This window comes from Bacillus sp. C30 (genome assembly GCF_040838255.1).
Classification (GTDB): Bacteria; Bacillota; Bacilli; order Bacillales; family Bacillaceae_G; genus Bacillus_A; species Bacillus_A mycoides.
Genome location: NZ_JBFPJH010000476.1, coordinates 1 through 2,101, shown reverse-complemented (window position 1 = coordinate 2,101; position 2,101 = coordinate 1). Strand labels below are relative to the sequence as shown.

3 protein-coding genes are annotated in these 2,101 nt (G+C 35.0%); 1 reads left to right on the top strand and 2 read right to left on the bottom strand.

Going from position 1 to position 2,101, the window contains the following annotated elements:
* Window positions 1–721: protein phosphatase 2C domain-containing protein (locus AB3X49_RS21915; protein WP_367964726.1), on the bottom strand; the 721-nt coding region annotated here is incomplete at its 3' end.
* Between the two features lie 143 nt (window positions 722–864).
* On the opposite strand from AB3X49_RS21915, the gene AB3X49_RS21910 reads away from it, so the two are divergent.
* Window positions 865–1,674, top strand: coding sequence for a YitT family protein (locus tag AB3X49_RS21910; protein WP_000251329.1), 810 nt, complete (start codon window positions 865–867; stop codon window positions 1,672–1,674).
* 20 nt (window positions 1,675–1,694) lie between these two features.
* Here AB3X49_RS21910 and AB3X49_RS21905 read toward each other — a convergent pair whose 3' ends face one another.
* The gene (locus AB3X49_RS21905) at window positions 1,695–2,066 is read right to left on the bottom strand and encodes a VOC family protein (RefSeq protein ID WP_002087825.1); all 372 of its coding nucleotides are present in this window, start codon (window positions 2,064–2,066) and stop codon (window positions 1,695–1,697) included.
* Between the last annotated feature and the right edge of the window lie 35 nt (window positions 2,067–2,101).

Sequence of the window (2,101 nt, the reverse complement as noted above, 5' to 3'; positions counted from 1 at the left end):
CTTTTATACTATTCTTTCTTATATATGCTACAGTTTGTTCTAACGACCACTCTGGGTGAAACAATCCGTCTGAACAAATAAAAACCCCACTTACTTCAGCTACCTGTAATTCACCATATTGTAAATAATCCATAGCTTCTTTCATCCCATTTGCAACTGAGTAGCCGTTTGGCATATTTGCAAGATAGCGATTGTATTTTAACTGCTCCCGAACGTCTTGAAAAACGTGTTCCTCAGGTATAGGTAATCCCTTTTCTCTATCTTCCTCTCTCTTCTTTTTTGCACGTTTACTAATTCCTTGAACCGTATCTTTCGTTAATACTCTCATCGCTCCATTTTGAAGTATTGCAACGATCATACAATCACCTAACTGTGCATATTCAAGTTTTTCGCCTTCTATTTGAACTGCTGCAATACATGTACACCAAAGATGGTCTTTTTTTCTCGTATCAACCTTGTACTCTAGCATCTTGTTTTGCAATAATTCATTCGCCTTTGCAACTTCATCTTGTAAACTATTGATCTCTCGTAGCGAAGTAAAATGACTTGCAAATAAATGTGAAGCGATGTATGCTCCATTATGTCCTTCTTCATCACAAAATGGAACTAACGGTGTTGCTCCATCGCATACACCGTAAATCATTTTATCTTCATTACAAAAAAATGAATCCTCACACTCTTGTTTTAAAGGACTCTTCTGTTGATACGTCGTTATCTTCATATCTGTATCCCCTCCCAATTTATCAAACACTCGAACTATTCGGATTAATCTAATTTTCCAAAATAAACTGTTTTCCCCAAAAACTTTCAATTTCATATATAATCTTGAAATAATATGATTATTTAGTGAAGGACGGGAAAGAGATGGTCAGATTTCTTGGTGTTATTTTTGGTTCTATTATTATCGCAATTGCCTTTAATCTTTTCCTTATCCCCCATAAAATTTTAAGTAGTGGAATTGGCGGAATTGCTATTATTTTAGGGATTGTAACCCCTGTAAACACAGGTATTATTAACTTTGTATTGAACTTACCTATCCTTATTTTAGGATACATAGGTCTTGGAAAAAAAGTAATTTTTAACACGGTTGTTTCTGTAATTGTATTATCTGTTGCATTATACTATGTTCCAGTAAAAGTCGTAGCAACAGATCCTCTTTTATCATCTGTATTTGGCGGTGTCATCGCCGGAGCTGGTATTGGTCTTGTCTTTAACTGCCATGGTTCAACTGGTGGATTTGATATTATCGGTATGTTGTTATCTCGTAAGCGAGATATTAAACTTGGTGGATTCCTTATTGCATTAAATACTGTTGTTGTTGTCATTGCAGGATTTTTCTTCACTTGGGATGTTGCCCTTACAAGCTTACTTTCAATTTATGTAACTGGTAAAGTAATTGATGCCGTTCATACGAAACATCGTAAAGTTACACTTATGATTGTAACAAATCAAGCAGAAGAAATGAAAAAAAAGCTTCTTTCAACTGTAGTACGTGGAATTACGTTACTTGATGGTGAAGGTGCTTATTCAAACGAGAAAAAACGTGTACTTATGACAGTCGTTTCACGTGAAGAATTAGCAAGTATGAAACTAACGATTTCGGAAATTGATCCTCATGCATTCGTTAATATTACGGAGACTGTTGAAGTATTAGGATTGTTTAGAAAAGTGTAAAAAACTAGGTGGACCTTCACCTAGTTTTTATTTTCCATAAATTCAATTCGATTTCCAAACGGATCTGACACGTAAAATCTGATTACATCTGGTCGCGCATGATCATCTATTACTTCAATACCTTGCTTTATTAACCCTTGTTTAAATTCATTAATTTTCAAAACATAAAAAGCTGGATGCGCTTTTTTAGCTGGATTAAAATTTTGCTCAACTCCGATATGAATCTCTTGATTTCCACACTTAAACCAACACCCACCACGCTTCTTTAATTCCTCTGGCTTTGGGATTTCCTCCATACCAATTTTATTACCATAAAATTCTCGTGCTTCTTCTTCACATCCTACTGGCGCCGCTACTTGTACATGATCAATTCCTTGAATATAATTTTTCATATTCCTTCCCCCTCTTCTATTCTAATGTTATAACG